This window comes from Vibrio sp. B1REV9 (assembly GCF_905175395.2).
Taxonomy (GTDB): domain Bacteria; phylum Pseudomonadota; class Gammaproteobacteria; order Enterobacterales; family Vibrionaceae; genus Vibrio; species Vibrio alfacsensis.
This window is the reverse complement of record NZ_HG992746.1, coordinates 1,271,337-1,287,034: the sequence shown is the minus strand read 5'-3', so window position 1 is coordinate 1,287,034 and position 15,698 is coordinate 1,271,337. Positions and strand designations below refer to the sequence as shown.

The 15,698-nt window shown below is 43.7% G+C and carries 16 protein-coding genes, 1 pseudogene and 1 riboswitch; of the genes and pseudogenes, 6 read left to right on the top strand and 11 right to left on the bottom strand.

Annotated features, from left to right (window positions below):
- Window positions 1–359: 359 nt before the first annotated feature.
- The 6 genes from KHN78_RS19830 to KHN78_RS19805 form a co-directional block, all read right to left on the bottom strand.
- Window positions 360–572 carry a cold-shock protein gene (locus KHN78_RS19830; RefSeq protein WP_128813435.1) on the bottom strand — a complete coding sequence of 71 codons (213 nt, stop codon included), beginning with the start codon at window positions 570–572 and terminating at the stop codon, window positions 360–362.
- 451 nt (window positions 573–1,023) lie between these two features.
- Window positions 1,024–2,430 (bottom strand): aspartate aminotransferase family protein, encoded by a 1,407-nt coding sequence (locus KHN78_RS19825; RefSeq protein WP_211918378.1) that lies wholly within the window; start codon window positions 2,428–2,430, stop codon window positions 1,024–1,026.
- A 246-nt stretch (window positions 2,431–2,676) separates the two neighbouring features.
- On the bottom strand, window positions 2,677–3,165 hold the full coding sequence (locus KHN78_RS19820) for an Lrp/AsnC family transcriptional regulator (protein ID WP_211918376.1): 489 nt from the start codon (window positions 3,163–3,165) through the stop codon (window positions 2,677–2,679).
- A gap of 61 nt (window positions 3,166–3,226) precedes the next feature.
- Complete coding sequence (doeA, locus tag KHN78_RS19815) at window positions 3,227–4,414, bottom strand: ectoine hydrolase DoeA (protein ID WP_211918374.1); 1,188 nt, start codon at window positions 4,412–4,414, stop codon at window positions 3,227–3,229.
- Window positions 4,415–4,817: 403 nt separating this feature from the next.
- Complete coding sequence (locus tag KHN78_RS19810) at window positions 4,818–5,492, bottom strand: tRNA (adenine(22)-N(1))-methyltransferase (RefSeq protein ID WP_211918372.1); 675 nt, start codon at window positions 5,490–5,492, stop codon at window positions 4,818–4,820.
- Between the two features lie 158 nt (window positions 5,493–5,650).
- Window positions 5,651–6,403, bottom strand: a complete 753-nt coding sequence (locus KHN78_RS19805) for a PEP-CTERM sorting domain-containing protein (protein WP_211918370.1) — start codon at window positions 6,401–6,403, stop codon at window positions 5,651–5,653.
- Window positions 6,404–6,728: 325 nt separating this feature from the next.
- Between KHN78_RS19805 and KHN78_RS19800 the strand changes: the two genes are divergently transcribed.
- The 3 genes from KHN78_RS19800 (at window position 6,729) to KHN78_RS22180 (ending at window position 7,742) form a co-directional block, all read left to right on the top strand.
- Entirely contained in the window at window positions 6,729–6,956 is a 228-nt protein-coding gene (locus KHN78_RS19800) for a hypothetical protein (RefSeq protein ID WP_211918368.1), read from the top strand.
- 413 nt (window positions 6,957–7,369) lie between these two features.
- Window positions 7,370–7,687, top strand: a complete 318-nt coding sequence (locus tag KHN78_RS22185; RefSeq protein WP_211918366.1) for an IS3 family transposase — start codon at window positions 7,370–7,372, stop codon at window positions 7,685–7,687.
- Complete coding sequence (locus tag KHN78_RS22180) at window positions 7,665–7,742, top strand: hypothetical protein (RefSeq protein WP_211918963.1); 78 nt, start codon at window positions 7,665–7,667, stop codon at window positions 7,740–7,742. Before KHN78_RS22185 ends, KHN78_RS22180 begins: the two co-directional genes overlap by 23 nt.
- Window positions 7,743–7,878: 136 nt before the next feature.
- On the opposite strand, the gene KHN78_RS19785 is transcribed toward KHN78_RS22180, so the two are convergent.
- Window positions 7,879–10,029 carry a DUF5011 domain-containing protein gene (locus KHN78_RS19785; RefSeq protein WP_211918364.1) on the bottom strand — a complete coding sequence of 717 codons (2,151 nt, stop codon included), beginning with the start codon at window positions 10,027–10,029 and terminating at the stop codon, window positions 7,879–7,881.
- Window positions 10,030–10,118: 89 nt separating this feature from the next.
- Window positions 10,119–10,198, bottom strand: a riboswitch (cyclic di-GMP riboswitch).
- Window positions 10,199–10,370: 172 nt separating this feature from the next.
- Between KHN78_RS19785 and KHN78_RS19780 the strand changes: the two are divergent.
- Both KHN78_RS19780 and KHN78_RS19775 read left to right on the top strand, forming a co-directional pair.
- Window positions 10,371–10,592, top strand: a pseudogene (locus tag KHN78_RS19780) (GNAT family N-acetyltransferase); the annotation flags it as partial.
- Complete coding sequence (locus tag KHN78_RS19775) at window positions 10,591–10,821, top strand: hypothetical protein (protein WP_211918361.1); 231 nt, start codon at window positions 10,591–10,593, stop codon at window positions 10,819–10,821. The pseudogene KHN78_RS19780 and the gene KHN78_RS19775, both read left to right, overlap by 2 nt.
- Here the strand turns inward: KHN78_RS19775 and KHN78_RS19770 are convergent.
- The 3 genes from KHN78_RS19770 to KHN78_RS19760 form a co-directional block, all read right to left on the bottom strand.
- Complete coding sequence (locus KHN78_RS19770; RefSeq protein WP_211918359.1) at window positions 10,818–12,044, bottom strand: DEAD/DEAH box helicase; 1,227 nt, start codon at window positions 12,042–12,044, stop codon at window positions 10,818–10,820. The two genes, KHN78_RS19775 and KHN78_RS19770, sit on opposite strands and share 4 nt — an antisense overlap.
- Window positions 12,045–12,199: 155 nt before the next feature.
- Window positions 12,200–12,742, bottom strand: coding sequence for a peroxiredoxin-like family protein (locus KHN78_RS19765; RefSeq protein WP_128813447.1), 543 nt, complete (start codon window positions 12,740–12,742; stop codon window positions 12,200–12,202).
- 103 nt (window positions 12,743–12,845) lie between these two features.
- Complete coding sequence (locus tag KHN78_RS19760; protein ID WP_211918357.1) at window positions 12,846–13,379, bottom strand: nuclear transport factor 2 family protein; 534 nt, start codon at window positions 13,377–13,379, stop codon at window positions 12,846–12,848.
- 149 nt (window positions 13,380–13,528) lie between these two features.
- On the opposite strand from KHN78_RS19760, the gene KHN78_RS19755 reads away from it, so the two are divergent.
- Window positions 13,529–14,419, top strand: a complete 891-nt coding sequence (locus KHN78_RS19755; RefSeq protein ID WP_211918355.1) for a LysR family transcriptional regulator — start codon at window positions 13,529–13,531, stop codon at window positions 14,417–14,419.
- A 62-nt stretch (window positions 14,420–14,481) separates the two neighbouring features.
- Here the strand turns inward: KHN78_RS19755 and uxuA are convergent, their stop codons facing one another.
- Window positions 14,482–15,669, bottom strand: a complete 1,188-nt coding sequence (uxuA, locus tag KHN78_RS19750) for a mannonate dehydratase (RefSeq protein WP_211918353.1) — start codon at window positions 15,667–15,669, stop codon at window positions 14,482–14,484.
- Window positions 15,670–15,698 lie beyond the last annotated feature (29 nt).

Sequence of the window (15,698 nt, the reverse complement as noted above, 5' to 3'; positions counted from 1 at the left end):
CCACCAGCATCACAACACGCTTCAAATAGATTCTGAATACTCGCCTAGGCTCCTTCAGAAGGACGGTATGCGAGTTTTACTCTCCCCCGAGTCATTCCCGCGAACCTAGGTGAGACTGGGAATCTACTTTCTCAAGATCGAACGAAAAAAGCCCACACGACATACATGTTGATAGCGAATGGTGACTTACTTAACCTGAGTTGAGGTTGCGTGATAAAAAGTATGTTGGAGGTAAAAGGCTAAGCGAAAAAGCAAAGAGGCAAAAAGGCGAAGAGAGGGAGGTGTGAATGACAAGCACAAAAAAGGCCGCTCTTAGAGCGGCCTTTCATATAATCTTTAGCTTACGCTGTTACTTCTAATTAAAGAGTTGTAACGTTGCTAGCTTGTGGGCCTTTTTGACCTTGTTCAACTTCGAAAGACACTTTTTGGCCTTCTTTCAGTGTTTTGAAACCTTCAGAAACGATTGAACGGAAGTGTACGAATACGTCCGCGCCGCCGTTATCTTGAGTGATGAAACCGAAGCCTTTCTCTTCGTTGAACCATTTTACGATACCAGTATTTTTGTTAGACATGTTATGCCCCTTATGTGTTTATTTTTTGAGTAAAAGTTCATCATTAACAACAGTGTTAATGTATTGAATTATGTCATGATACGCGAAAATAAAAGGGAAACGTCTAGCTACAAAAAACTAATTTTCGTAGTGGAAGCTTAACTTGTACTTGGTGCTGCATTTAATAACTCTTTGAACAACTGGGCCGCATACTACCAGAAGCCGTTTTTTTGTACAGGACTTTCTTACTTTTTTTTAAGTTTTTTTTTACTTGTTTAAATACCGTTCAAATTCGGCACGTTTGATTTCGTTTATAAATCAATAATAAAGAATTATGTACACTATTTACTCAAAATGTCCGTCTTAAAAACATTTTTTGCGAAGTCTCACAATTGAGACTCCTAACAATGCATTAACGTAACACCACTTTGTGTCGAGATTGACTTGGGTTGCCATTCACTTTGACTGCCATTTACTTGGATTGCCATTGATGAGAAGTCACTAACTTATCCATGACGTTATTGATCGCTTGATGGGCTTTATCCACCATCAAATCAATATCACTGCGCTTAGCAATAAGTGGCGGTGCAAAACCAAGAATATCCCCATGTGGCATCGCTCGTGCAATTAAGCCTTGCTCTAAACATGCAGCGGCGATCTGTGGCCCCACTTTCAAATTGGGATCAAAATGAGTTCGTCGTTCTTTATCTGATGAAAACTCCAACGCATGCAGCATACCTATACCGCGCGTATCACCAACCAAAGGATGGTCAGAAAAAGTTTCTGCCATACGCTGTTGTAAATACCCACCAACCTCAGCGGCATTCTGAACCAACCCCTCACGCTCAATGATGTCTAGATTACAGTTTGCCGCCGCTGCACCTAAAGGGTGACCAGAGTAGGTATATCCATGCCCAAATGCTCCCCAATCATCCGTACCGTCTTCAAGCACATTCCATACTCTCTCTCCGACGATCACGCCAGAAAGGGGTTGGTACGCAGATGTCATCCCTTTTGCTATTGTAATTAAATCGGGTTTCATGTCATAAAGTATCGAGCCAAACGCAGTACCAAGGCGACCAAACCCACACACCACTTCATCGGCAATCAATAACACATCGTATTTATCCAACACTTTGCGAATGGCTGACCAATAGCCTTGAGGGGGCGGGACGATCCCTCCGGTCCCCAACACAGGTTCGGCGATCATGGCTGCAACTGTATCTGGTCCCTCAGCTAGAATCATGGCTTCAAGTTGTTCGGCGCAATATTGGGTAAATGCCTGCTCAGATAAGCTGCTGTCCTCACGACGATAGTAGTAAGGCGCGATAGTGTGTTTAATACGTTCGAGTGGAAGATCAAAGTGAGCATGAAACAGCGGCAAGCCCGTTAACGATCCGGAAGCAATACTTGAGCCATGGTAGCCACGCTCGCGCGAGATGATTTTCTTTTTGTCTGGTAAACCGCGGACATTGTTGTAATACCAAACAAGTTTTAACTGAGTTTCATTGGCATCACTGCCTGACATCCCGTAATACACTTTGCTCATTCCCTCTGGCGCCATTCTTATAATGCGATCAGAGAGCGTCACCAGCGCTTCATTCGTATGCCCAACGTAAGTGTGATAATAAGCGAGTTGTTTTGCCTGCTCATAAATTGCATCCGCCATTTCTGTGCGCCCATAGCCAATATTGACGCAATACAGCCCCGCAAATCCGTCAATCAATTCAATGCCCTTTGAATCCATGATACGGATGCCATGACCACCAGTTATGACTCTGCCTGGCAGTTCACCATGAGCATACTGTTTGAGATGCGTAGAGGCGTGAAATACGCGTTGACGATCGATACCTAATAAGCGTTGTGTTTTATCATTCATGATTTTCCCCTTAAGTATTCACGCGGATGTGAGAGCGTTCGATCTTTTTAAATACTCAGACGTGTCAATCATTATGTGTATCTATACCCATATGAACGACGACTCAACGTCATAAAAATCCGACACATAGATACACTGTAGAGGAGGAGAGTTTTCAAATATTTCTGATGATGCTGAAAAGGAGGGCAAAACTTTCTGTTTGGAAGAGTTAAACATGTATTTTTTTCTGCACACCCTTACGCGAAGCTAACCATTAAAAATGATCGAGTTTTGATTGATGTCTAAAGAGGTAGCATGGCTTTTGATGGTTTTCGTCACGATGTAAGTAAAGTAACGTTCAATGCCAAGATCAGAATCTAACCAAGCCTCCATTAATCGTTGGTATTGGTCAATATCTTCAGTCTGAACTTTTAAGATGTAATCGATGCCACCACCAGTCGCATAACAGTCCGTTACTTCTGAGGTGTGGTGGATCATTTTCTCAAAGCGGCGAAATGACTGAGCACTGTGTTCTTTGAGTGTCATCTCCACCAAAACAGATGTGCGCTTGAAGAGGATGTCTGTATTTACTTTTGCTCCATATCCCTCAATGATTCCCGCTTCTTCCAGCTTTTTAACGCGCTCCCAACAAGGGCTTACCGATAGGTTTATCGCCTGAGCAAGGTGGGATTTAGTAATACGACCATTCTTATGTAAGATCTGTAATATTTTCACGTCATAGCGATCCAGACGCATGGCTTCCCTCCCTCAGTTATTCTTTCTTTTTCTATCTTTAAAAAACGTCCGACGCTCTAATTCAATGTTTTACAAATAGGTGACGTGGAAAATCACACAAGGTTTTTGCGCCATTACTCGTAATGACGATACTTTCAGTGGTTTCTAATCCCCAATCCTCAAACCAGAGTCCGGGCATAAAGTGGAAAGTCATGCCCTCTTCAAGACGTGTTTTATCACTTTCCCTTAGACTCATGGTTCGCTCTCCCCAATCCGGGGGATAACTCAAGCCAATGGGATAACCACAGCGAGCCCCCTCACGAGAAAACCCTGCGTGGTCTAATACTTGATTCAACGCATTGGCAATATCCGCACAAGTATTACCTGGTCGAGCCATGTCTAAACCTGCTTCAATACCACGAGTGAGCGCTTCATCTGCGCGTTTAAACTTGTCGTCAGGTTCACCAAGAAAAATCGTTCGTGACAGCGGGCAGTGATAACGACGATGCGCTCCTGCGATCTCAAAAAATGTGCCCTCGCCTTTTTGAAACGGTCTATCGTCCCATGTTAGATGAGGCGCTGAGGCATCTGATCCAGAGGGTAAAAGTGGAACAATCGCGGTGTAGTCGCCAAAATGCTCCTCATGCCCAAGTACCGCCTGACGGTTTATCTCTGCAACGAGATGATGCTTAGGCAAGCCCGGTTCAATCATATCAAACGCGACTCGGTGCATGTTTTCTACAATTCGTGCAGCGCGATACATATAAGCAAGTTCTTGTTCCGATTTAACCGCACGACACCAATTGACCAAACCCGTTGCATCCAATAGTTGCGCTTTCGGTAAGTGCGTCATCAATGATTCATAGGCGGTCGCACTAAAGTAATAGTTGTCTTTCTCTACGCCAATTCGCCCACGGTCCCATAACCTTGGTTCTAATACTCTTTCAACGAGAAAATCCATCGGATGCAATGGTGGGTTCATTACATAGTGATCGGGGTAATAAGTAATGTTATCTGCTGACATGTAGGCCGTTCGATAAGCGCCATTCGCATCTTGGCATCGCCCAAACCAAACGGGTTCCCCCTCTGTACCTACCACGACACATTGAGGAACATAAAATGACCAACCATCATACCCTGTTAGCCATGCCATATTGGACGGATCATGAATGATCAGGACGTCCAACTCTCGCTCTTCCATTGATAATCGAACTTTTGTTAATCGCTCCTGGAACTCTTCCAGTGAAAAATGCAAAGCAACGCCTCTCATGCTTTCTCCTTACTAAAGGTCCGACGCCTTGAGGCTCCCGGAGACATTGAGGTATTCCTACTTTCAGGCTAGGCCGTTTAACCCGCCGATCCTACTCATGTCACTTACCACTGCTCTATCGTGAAGCTAAGTTAAAGGAAAGTGTCCTAACAAAAGACACTGTTCATTCCAATTATGGTGCATTTTTTCAGATTGCACTGAAACAGACAGAAAAATCATTCCACACTTGGAAGACAACGAGTGCGTAAATATTAAAAACAACAAAAAAGCAGAGCGACAAATAAACGAGATGAAGAGGCTAAAGAGCTAAAAAGCTAAAGAGCTAAAGAGCTAAAGAGCTAAAGAGCTAAAGAGAAGAATAATGCAGTATTTGCCCACTCACCAAACACGAGTGGGCTAACATTCACAATGCGACGGATTGATAGCACTCGACAATCTGAGTGACATCTTTTTTATTGCCTTGCTGGATTCGCTTGTAATGATTAAGCGTTTTATCTAGGTAATCTTTAATGACAAACGCCTGCTCAGGGGAGTCCGCTTGCCATAATTTCTCCCCAACTAAACTGACTTTTGCATTGAGGTTAGGTTGAGAGGAAACGAAAATCACCTCATAAAAGCGATGGTTCTCTTTCACCAATATTTCGTCTTTCAAACCAAAATTACGCTGATTCAAGACCTGACGCAGCTTAAATTGATGGTGAACCGGACACAGTATGAAGTCGATATCTAATTGCGGGAACTGATCGTGAATGGATTGCACAAACTCAGCGATCAAATCACCACCGACTCCGGCAATGATCACTAAGTGTTTCCCTGCATGTTTATCAAGCGGTAGTTGAGCGACATCCAGACAGTGGACATGCCAGGCCGATAGGGATTCCGAATAAAACTGCTGCAGTTTGCTCTCAACCGCGACAACCAATGGTTCCACAATATCGACAAAGTGAATATTGGGCGCGACTTGTCCCTCAAGTAATGCGGTACCGAGCAGCCCATGATCGCAGCAGCAATCCCAAATGTGGGTATAGTGCGATTCTACCAATTGTACAATTTGCTGTAGTCGTTTACTGAGTTTCAAGTGTGCATACGCCGGAAAATAAAAACCGGCGTATTGTAATCACTTTACGCAAATTGTGAATGCTAAACGGCAAATAACCTCTAACTTGACGACTGGAATACGTTGTCCAACTTAATTGTTCAGCTTAACGAAGAAATAGAGTTAACCATTACGTTTTTCTACTGACGCTTACGTCGCCATGCACCAAGACCTAACACACCCAGTCCGAGTAAAGCTAACGACGATGGCTCGGGAATATCAACACCACCAGCCCCATCGGCACCAAAGGCTCTAATTTGATTGTTTGATACAAATGTACCGACCCCAGTGTTCGTATCGATAGAGATTGTTTCTGCCCCTTCTGTGAAGCCATAAAGCGTGCCATCGGTATAATTGAGACCATAAACATCATCAAAACCAATATCGCCGATCTCAGTCCCACTCCCTGTCATTTCATCAATTAACCACAAGCTGTTGTTTGGCCCCGTCGTTGATGACAAGAACAAATTCCCCATATCATCAAATGCAATATCCCCAGATGAAGAATAACTCCCCGAACCAATCACACTCGTCGCGGCATTCGAGGTATTTATACTAAATAAGTTGCCGCCACCACTCCCGTACAACGTGCCATCACTACCAAACGTCAGACCATTAATGAAACGATTAGTGTCTCCAACTAATGTTGTCGAAGCATCCGTCTGATTAATTTCGTAGAGATTACCGTTACCCGAAACGCCATATAAAGCACTAGATATTGGATCAAGAGCAATATCAAACATTGTTTCGCTGTTACCAATAAAGGTGCTTGAGTTTGTGCCCGTATCGTAATCCCAAAGTCCGCCAGAGGAATCTCCGATAAACGTAGCGTTCGCACTAAATGAAGTGAATATCCCTATTGTCGCAAGCATCAAAAATTTATTGCTTCTCATTTTTTTCTCCTTTTTATATGTCTACAGGCATGGTCAACCGTAGCGCTTGCAACACATAAGCAAAATACGTTCCATCTTATAAAATCAATAAGTTAAACTAATAAGTTTCGAAATATGTAAAATATCCTGACATTAAAAAAGCCAACGATATGCATCGCTGGCTTTAATCATGTCAAATTCAGCACTCTACTGACTGCAATATCAACACCCCATTTATCTGCCTATACGACCATCCATAACGCGATAAGACACTTTATCTCAAAGTCCGGATAACACCCTCTGTTGTCGATAATCTTTAAAGCAATCAATACATAGGAGAAAGGCAATGAACGGACAATTAATGAGACAAATTTTAAGATGGGTACATATTCTTTGTGCATTATTAGTAGGGGCGGCACTTTACTCACCTTTGAAGACCAACGAAGCATTCATGACATTAGTGCTCTTTGTTCTTGTTCCACTTGTTGCCATTACTGGTGTGATGATGTGGAAACAAGGCAAAGTGATGAAGTTTATCAATCGTAATCACAGACTAGAGCAATCGTCTCGATAGAACTATATTGAAAAGCCACCTCTATTTTCTAAAGTGCACTGACCCCCAATAGTTGGACACCAAATTATTGGGGGGCTTTTTATGTCCAAATATAACCGCGAGCTAAAATGTGTCATTACTAAACAATGTTTAAATGGCACGTCATCTAGCTATTTAGAAAAGTAATACTCAGTTTCTTCGAGACAGATTCAGTATTTTGAGTCCAAGTTTTTACTATCCATGGTACAGCTTCATTTTTACCGACTAAACATGCTGTTTCTGCTCAAGAAAAACTAAAAGCGGGTATAGCTCTAACTCTTAAAGGTAAGTCCCCACTGAAGCACCTGCTGCAAACTCTGCAACTGGCGAAAAGTGTCTTTTATTGTCAGGCTCAAGCGAGCAAGCGTACTGATAGTTACGAAATTGAACTGCGGTTGATAAAGTCCATATATCATGAGCATAAGGGGCGATACGGCTACCGCCGTATTCACTTGGAACTAAAGAAGCGAGGCTTCATGCTGAATCACAAGACGCTTCAAAGGCTTATGGGTCAGATAAACCTTAAATCAATGGTCAGGATTAAAGAATATCGTTCCTATCGAGGTGAGTCTGGAAGAACGACTCCCAACATACTTGAAAGAGATTTTAGTGCGTCCCACTCAGATGAAAAGTGGGTAACTGCTTGGATAATGCTGTTGCAGATAATTTTTTGCTTTACTCAAAACAGAGATGTATCACAACCAGAGCTTTGAAGACGCAGATGCTCTGATAGAGCAAATTAAAGAATGCATCGAGTACTACGTATAAAAGTGAAACTAAAAGGCCTGACTCCAATAGAGTATCGAACTCAGGCCTTGAAAGCCGCTTAACAGAAATGTCCAACTTTACGGGGTCACTTCATATGCGTCGCTGACTTTAAAATTATGCTGGAATATTAAACGGCTTAGTCATCACCCCAATAAATCGAACCAACCTGATCTGTTCCATCGAAACCGATACCATCATCGCCACCAACAAGGTAGATTCGACCTTTGTACATAAACGAATCTAGATTTCTATGGCTTTTGATGCCGAATGAACGCGACGCCCAAGTCATCGTCTCAACATTGTAGCGCATCACCATCTGATAACTATCACGACGAGATTCGGAAATATAGACGTGATTACCTGACGCTACAGCCGTATTTTCCTCAATCCCTAAATCATAATTTGTACCATGCATTAGCCAAGAATCATGAAGCGTACTGTAGCCAGAGTATTCATCGCCACTGTAGTTCCCACCGAACACGTAGATATTATTCCCAACTACAGCTGTCGCCGAACCATAACGTACAGTCAATGACGGTGCTTGTGTCGCCCAAAGACCTGACTCAAAATCGTAACTGTAGTTGGAATTAACAGGTTTTCCATTATTGTATCCTCCAATCACATACAGTTTATTACCGACAACCTGCAATTCAGAAGTCCACTCAACAAATGACGGAGAAGAGGAAATTGCATTCAAAGATAAAGATTCTTTATCGAGTTGAAACAATAAACCCTCAGAAAAAAAGTACACCTCGCCATTGTAAACAACACCGTCACCAAAGCTAACATACGTACCATCTTGGTTTGATGCATACCCCACACTTTGTTCTATGGCTAGATCATACTTTAAAACTCTTCGGCCATCGGTAACGTACATAGTGTCATCAATAACGGCGGTGCTAGGGAAGCGGAATCCAGCAGCAAGAGCTGCATGTTCAATAGGCTGAGTCGTCGTATCATCTAATATAATGTCTAGCTGTTTTACCACTTCGAAATCCTCATTGAGGACTTCAATTATAATCTGCTCTTGCCCTTCATACTGCGCATCATCAAAGATCGACAGTTCGATATAACCGCTCTGCGCATTCGGTTCATTACGCGTATTATTTAGCTCAAAATCAAATCGGTTTTCTGCCGTAGATTGATCCGACACTCGAAACATCAGCTGTCGAGAAGTATTCTGCTCTGTATCAAAATCAAACCAGAAACGATGCGTGTACTCATTTTCGTATAGCGTTAAATCACGGTCTCTTAAAGAAAGGGCATAAGATTTTTCGGCAACAATGACTTCTCGAGAAGCTTCAGCGTAATTTCCTGCCGCATCATAAACATAATATTTCACGGTGTAAGTACCAACAGTAGCGGTATCAACAAGAATTGAAGCCTCTAATTCGCTAGTTAAATCACCATCCACATTATCTACCGCTGAAGCCCCTTGGTCGACGTAAAGATCATCTTTATAGATAGTGATACTGCTACCGCCAACAATAGTAATCACGGGGGCATCCCCGTCTCTAACGATGACATCACGGGTTGTCGTTGACTCATTTCCGGAAGTATCAATGGCTTTGTATGTTAGGGTGTAAGTCCCCATTTTTTGAGTAACAACATCACCAGTAACCGTTACACTCACTAGCTCATCGACGTTATCTGTTGCGATAACGCCTGGCTCAGCATAATCAGCACCTAAAGCAACATACAAAGGATTGTCACCTTGCAAAGCAATAACAGGTGCCACACGATCTACAATATTGACCGTTCGGGTTACTGTTGTGCTATTACCAGAGCTATCTTCTGCATAATAGGTAATTTGATAACTGCCTAGCTTGTTGGTATCGACCGAGCCTGAAATCGAAACCACCACGTCATCTCCCATATCATCCAACGCGCTAGCGCCAGGTTCCATGTAAGCATTGCCAAACTCGATATACATGATGGCATCACCGAGCAAAGTAATCGTCGGTGCAACGTTATCAACTACTTCGACAGTACGGGTTACCGTTGTGCCATTGGCGCTCTTATCTTCTGCGTAATAAGTGACTTGGTAACGGCCTAATTGACTAGTATCAACAGTACCTGAAATCAATACATCTAACTGTCCGTCAATGTCATCAACGGCGGTTGCACCGAGTTCACTATAATCATCGCCAAGCCCGACATAAATAACGGTATCGCCGAGTAAAGTGATAGTAGGAGGGGTAGTATCTTCAGTGGGTTCAGGAGGAGTAATTGGGGGAGATTTATCATCCGATCCTCCACCTCCACAAGCCGACAGAAAGAATGACATGGTTATAACTGCTAATAGCCTATTTAGCATGGTTCACACTCCAAGTGATAAAGCTCACGTCGGTATTGTTTCGACGTATCCATTGAAATTATTGCAACCCGGCTATCTCTAACCATCAAGACCCGTGGTTTTCCGTCCTTATTTCACAATAAGTTTGGCAAATATAATCACGCATAAAATTCAAATAAATCATAACCTTGCACTGGTTAATTTTCACCCGACAATAGGTGTGTTTTTTGTTAATAGCATCGCAATTCATAAGATCTATCATTCGCTATAAATTCCATCTTTCTCATAAATACAAAAATGGACATTATGCTGCCTGATAAAAAGGAAAGCGCTATTCCATCGTGTATCAAGGTGTCGCACATGCCTGCTATACGCCAATCACCATTGACAAAGCCCCTCACCTAAAGTGCTTTGTTCTAGCGCCATTAGCTGTCTTACCAGAGAACCAAGGTAAAGGTTATGCCACTCAACTGATGGAGCAAGCGGAAAGTGAACTGAACGCTGATGTTATTCTCGTTCTAGGTGTTCCAAAACACTACGCTCGACGATTCGATGCAAATTTTTGCTCAAAATAAAGATGAAGCGGCGCAAATTCGCCAGGCAGGTTTCTATAAGGTTGAGATGCTGGGTAGCGAAACGCCATTCAACGGCATCAAGATTAGCAAAACACCTGGTCAACATGGTAGTAATATGGCGATGGCGAGACTTGTCAGCTATAACGTGGCTGTGGCTAGAACCAACGTATGGTTCCAGCCGCAGTTGCATCAGTATGAAAAGTTTTAAACTTTGCGTTTTGGCTTACTTTTAAACTGTTTAATGCTATTTTTGCCTTGCGTGCGACGGTTGGCTTTCTTGTCACGTGGCGCGCGTTTGCTCTCGCCAGTTGATGGCTTATCCGTTACTGGGAAACCTTCAAGGTCTTGCGTTGGCAATTCACGTTGCGTCAGGTTACGGATCGCCTGAAGAGCTTCGGCTTCGCCATGGCAGACCAGTGACATTGCGATACCTTGTTCGCCTGCACGGGCTGTACGACCGACACGGTGAACGTAAGTCTCTGAGTGCATTGGCAACTCAAAATTGACCACGACTGGCAATTGCTCAATGTGAATACCGCGCGCCAATAGATCGGTGGCAATTAACACCTGTGTTTGCCCGGACTTAAACTGCGCCAGCGCTTCTTCTCGCTCTGCTTGGCTCTTATTACCGTGCAGCGCATTGGTTGCTATACCCGCTTTATTCAGTTTCTTCGCCAAACCATCTGCGTTCTCTTTCGCGCCAATAAATACCAACGCTTGGGACCATTCATGCTTCTGAATCAATTCAATCAACGCTTTCGTTTTGCTGCCTTTGTTGACTAAATACAGTGTTTCAGCAATGTCTTGGTTGGTGCTGTTTTCTTGATGCGCTGCGACTTGCTTTGGTGCGTGCATAAGCAACTGGGCTTTACTCTTCAACTCATCTGAAAACGTTGCTGAGAACATCGCGGTTTGACGCTGACTTGAAGTTTGCGCCGCAATGTTTTGTACGTCTGGCCAAAAGCCCATATCCAACAATCGATCCGCTTCATCCAACACAAGGTAATGGATATTGCTCAGCTCCAAACCATTGTTCGCTAAATCAACCAAGCGACCAGTTGTCGCAACAAGTATATGAGGATTTTCCACAAGTGCTTGTAGTTGCTGCTCTTTATCAACACCACCACACAAACACACCGCGTTAAGACCAAGAGATTGACCAACTTGATTAATCGCCTCGCTCACTTGTGTCGCCAGCTCGCGCGTTGGTACTAGAATTAGCGCTTTTTGCTCTGGGTTTACACTTAGTTTTTCTAACAAAGGCAAACCATAAGCAAGGGTTTTGCCGCTGCCTGTGTTCGCTAATGCCAATACATCATTGCCACTGAGTAACTCAGGAATGGCCAAAGCTTGAATATCCGTTGGTTTCTTGAAGTCTTTTGGCAGTGCGTGAATCAGCTCTGAACTCAGTGAAAGAGTAGAAAATGGCATTAGCATGGCCCTTTATGTGGTGGCAGTGAAAGCAAAAATCCCCAAGCTATAGCAAGAAGCTGAGGATAAGACGCGGTAAAATCGCAGGCGCGGACTTTACCACAATCTTTTTTATGAACCATCCAATTTTATGCCAGACCATTCGACATGAAACACTACTTCGATGGTTGATAAGTGCCTCGGATTGGGTAGTTGTTCTCAGGGTTTCGAATGAATGCAATACCGGAAAGCAGCACATTTAATTCTGGACGAACAAATGGACCGTTCGAGATATCAATAATTTGAACTCGACCTTGATCATTAACCACAAACAAACCCGGCTCAGCAAACAAATGGTCCGTTTCTTTTTCTGAACGCGGCTCTGAGATATACAGGCCAAGGGTTTGCATCTGTTCAACACTCAATCCGTAAGCAATAGGAAAGCTCACCGAGATCTGCTCCATATGTTTCGCAACCTGCTCTTTGCTGTCCGCTGATACCGCCACAATATCAACACCAATTTCTAAGAACTTCGCTTTAAGCCCTTCTAACTCGTTCAAGTAGCGTGTGCATAGTGGGCAATGTTTGCCTCGATACACCACCACTAATCGCCAAGTAGCTGGCTCAGATGGCTGACCCACCTCAATAGTATTGCCATCAAAGGTTGGCAAAGAAATAGACGGAAATAAATCACCTGCGTTGAATTTGTTCATTGTCATTTTAGAATCCTTAATGATGTAAATAACCAGAGCCATGATGCATGAAACATAAGGCATGAATTGAGTGGTAACATCGCATGCCTTTTTCATCAGACCGGAGTGATTACGAAAGGTATTCGTAACTTTCATCAGATTTATTGCGTTTGCCTACATATTTATCTTCAAAATCAGGAGACCAAACTGCGCTCGCATCTTGGTTTTGGTTCCAATCGAAAGCGGTAAAGCGATGAATCATTTTCCAAACGCCGTCTCGACGCTCAAAACGGTACAGGTGACGACCACCTAAAATACCCTCTTTGTCTACGCCATCTTCTTCATGGACATGATATGCCCACACATAACTCTCTGCGGTTGCTGTATCACCATCGACTTTGATGAGAACGTTGCTGATACGATGCTGCGTAATTTTGATGGCTTCGAACCCTTTCATTGCGGGTTCAACAAATGCGTGTGCGTTATCATTATAGAAGAACAAATCTGGAAAGATCGGATCTTGGTGATCTTCAATAGCATCTTCCCAGTAAGTAGATTTCATCAACTCTGCGTCCATACGATCTAAAGAACGAGCATGACGAAAAATCACTTCTGTAATGTCTTGTTTATCGATCAGTAGTTGTAGTTTTTGTTGCATATCCATGAGTGCCTCCAGTGGCTATCTAATCTTAGTAATTCTTTGGTATTGCGTTGTCTTACGGCTTGATAGGGATAATAGAACCAAACAAAAACGACTGAAACTAAGCTACAATGACTAGTATCTATTCGTATTTGGAATAATTGAGAACACTAATGGACCAACTAAGCGCAATGCGTGCATTTGTTCGAGTGGTACAGACAGGCAGCTTTTCTGCCACGGGTCGTGAGATGAATACCTCACAAACGACAATCAGCAAAAAAGTCGCAGCGTTAGAGAAAAAAATCGGCGTCAAACTTCTTGCTCGAAGCAGTCGCGATCATGCTTTAACGCCAGCGGGCGCGAAGTATTATCAAACTTGTGTAGATATTTTAGGTGAACTGGATGAAGCCGAAACTGAGGCAAGATCGGAGGTGGCTTCTCCCCAAGGAACAGTTCGTATCTCTGCACCCGTTGCGTTTGGTCGCATTCTGCTTGCACCCATTATGGCCGAGTTTTTCCAGCGCTATCCTGATATCAAAGTGGATTTACGGCTCAGTGACCGACACACCGACTTGATCAGCGATGGCATTGATGTGGCGATTCGAGCAAGACAACTAGAAGATTCGACATTAATTGCACGACATTTATTTGATAACCCGATGTTAGCCTTAGCGGCTCCGAGTTATTTAGATAGAAATGGAACCCCGAAAAAGCCAGATGATCTGACACAACACAACTGTTTGATCTATTCTGGCATGCAAGAGGTCAATATTTGGCGTTTTACAAAAGAAGATAAAGAACACTCCGTAGCGGTTAGTGGTAACTTTCAAAGTGACAACGGCGATGTACTGTTAGAAGTCGCACTCACGGGAATGGGTATAGTAATACTACCAATTTGGATGGTGGAATCGCACATTAAAGCGGGCCGACTCAAGCAAGTCATGAGTGACTACTTAGGACAAAACTTACCTTTCAATGCCGTGTACTTACAAAGCCGATATACGCCTCTTAAGGTTCGCTGCTTGATTGATTATCTCAAAGAAAAGCTTCCCAACGGCGAGTAGAAACAAAAAAAGCGCAGAGCCAAAACTCTGCGCTTTTAAAAGTGGTTTTACATTGTAAATCGTTACTTGGTGTAGAAAGCGCGTTTTAGTGCCATCTCTAGACCACGAACTTCAGCAAGGCCTTTCAAGCGGCCAATGGCTGAGTAGCCTGGGTTGGTCTTCTTCTTCAAGTCATCCAACATTTGGTGACCATGGTCAGGGCGCATTGGAATTAAACGATTATCGCCTAATTCTGCGCGGCGTTGTTCTTCATCCAGAATCGCCATCACCACATTGTACATATCCACATCGCCATCAAGGTGCGCCGCTTCGTGGAATGTCATCGGGTTGCTTTCTTCACGCTTGGTCGAACGCAAGTGAGTGAAGTAAACACGGTCACCGTGCTTTTTAATCATCTTCACTAGGTCGTTGTCACCACGCACACCGTAAGAACCGGTACACATGGTTAAACCGTTCATCTTGCTTGGCACTTTTTCTGTCAACCAGTCGATGTCTTCGATGGTTGAAACAATGCGCGGCAAACCAAGAATTGGGCGCGGTGGATCGTCTGGGTGTACTGCCAACTTCAAGCCATGCGCTTCACAAACTGGCATCAATTCTGCTAAGAAATGCGCCATATGTTCACGCAGCTTATCTTTACTGATACCTGCGTAGCGATCCAATTGTGCTTGGAACTCTTCTAACGTGTAGCCTTCTTCTGCACCCGGCAGACCAGCGATGATGTTGCTTGTCAGTTGCTGGATTTGCTCCGCCGTCATGTTGTTAAAGTATTCCAGCGCCTGCGCTTGTTCTGCTTCGGTGTAATCCGCTGCAGCGCCCGGACGTTTAAGAATGTGCAGCTCAAATGCCGCAAATGCGATTTGGTCAAAGCGCAATGCTTTAGAACCATCTGGCATTTCAAATTCTAGGTCAGTACGTGTCCAGTCGAGTACTGGCATAAAGTTGTAGCAGACCGTATCTACGCCGCACTCTGCTAGATTACGCAGCGTTTGTTTATAGTTATCGATCCATTGTTGGAAGTTGCCCGTCTGAGTTTTGATTTCTTCGTGAACAGGAACACTTTCAACCACCGACCACGTTAAGCCTTTCTCTTCGATGATGGCTTTACGTTTTAAAATCTCTTCTTTCGACCACACTTCACCATTTGGAATGTGGTGCAAGGCATTCACGATGCCTGTTGCGCCTGCTTGACGAATATCGTCTAGCGACACTGGGTCATTCGGACCGTACCAACGCCAAGTTTGTTCCATGACACTCACCTTTTTTAAGACGCACTCAG

Coding starts and splice junctions, on each gene's coding strand:
- KHN78_RS19820 (WP_211918376.1), bottom strand. CDS start 3,165: ATGCGTCTGGATCGCTATGACGTGAAAATATTACAGATCTTACATAAG.
- KHN78_RS19765 (WP_128813447.1), bottom strand. CDS start 12,742: ATGACAATGAACAAATTCAACGCAGGTGATTTATTTCCGTCTATTTCT.
- uxuA (WP_211918353.1), bottom strand. CDS start 15,669: ATGGAACAAACTTGGCGTTGGTACGGTCCGAATGACCCAGTGTCGCTA.
- KHN78_RS19760 (WP_211918357.1), bottom strand. CDS start 13,379: ATGGATATGCAACAAAAACTACAACTACTGATCGATAAACAAGACATT.
- doeA (WP_211918374.1), bottom strand. CDS start 4,414: ATGAGAGGCGTTGCTTTGCATTTTTCACTGGAAGAGTTCCAGGAGCGA.
- KHN78_RS19800 (WP_211918368.1), top strand. CDS start 6,729: ATGAACGGACAATTAATGAGACAAATTTTAAGATGGGTACATATTCTT.
- KHN78_RS19825 (WP_211918378.1), bottom strand. CDS start 2,430: ATGAATGATAAAACACAACGCTTATTAGGTATCGATCGTCAACGCGTA.
- KHN78_RS22180 (WP_211918963.1), top strand. CDS start 7,665: ATGTATCACAACCAGAGCTTTGAAGACGCAGATGCTCTGATAGAGCAA.
- KHN78_RS19830 (WP_128813435.1), bottom strand. CDS start 572: ATGTCTAACAAAAATACTGGTATCGTAAAATGGTTCAACGAAGAGAAA.
- KHN78_RS19785 (WP_211918364.1), bottom strand. CDS start 10,029: ATGTCATTCTTTCTGTCGGCTTGTGGAGGTGGAGGATCGGATGATAAA.
- KHN78_RS19775 (WP_211918361.1), top strand. CDS start 10,591: ATGCAAATTTTTGCTCAAAATAAAGATGAAGCGGCGCAAATTCGCCAG.
- KHN78_RS19805 (WP_211918370.1), bottom strand. CDS start 6,403: ATGAGAAGCAATAAATTTTTGATGCTTGCGACAATAGGGATATTCACT.
- KHN78_RS19770 (WP_211918359.1), bottom strand. CDS start 12,044: ATGCCATTTTCTACTCTTTCACTGAGTTCAGAGCTGATTCACGCACTG.
- KHN78_RS19755 (WP_211918355.1), top strand. CDS start 13,529: ATGGACCAACTAAGCGCAATGCGTGCATTTGTTCGAGTGGTACAGACA.